Source organism: Chryseobacterium cupriresistens, assembly GCF_046614675.1.
Classification (GTDB): domain Bacteria; phylum Bacteroidota; class Bacteroidia; order Flavobacteriales; family Weeksellaceae; genus Chryseobacterium; species Chryseobacterium cupriresistens.
On record NZ_JBKKJT010000047.1, the window covers coordinates 1 to 284 of the forward strand.

Here is a 284-nt window from a genome sequence, read left to right on the forward strand (position 1 = left end):
CACCGCGACACGGCCCATGGTCATGAAGATCGGCCGCGGCAGATCGAGCACGGCCGGCTGATCCGGATTGAAGATCTTGGTGTCGACGCCGCGGGTCCAAGAGCCGAGCCTGCGGAAGCCGCGCTCGGCAAGCTCGGTCCGCAGCGAGTCGGTCGCAACCATCGTCATGGAGCCTGCGGCATGGAAGTGCCGCAGCACGGCGTAGCCGACGCTGTCGGGAATTCCGGTGCGCACCGAAACATATTCGGGGAAGCGCGTTGTATAGGACGTGGTGAAGGCGAGCT

1 pseudogene is annotated in these 284 nt (G+C 65.1%); it reads right to left on the reverse strand.

Annotated elements, in window-relative coordinates:
• Window positions 1-284: pseudogene (locus ACLI50_RS22605) on the reverse strand (hypothetical protein); the annotation flags it as partial.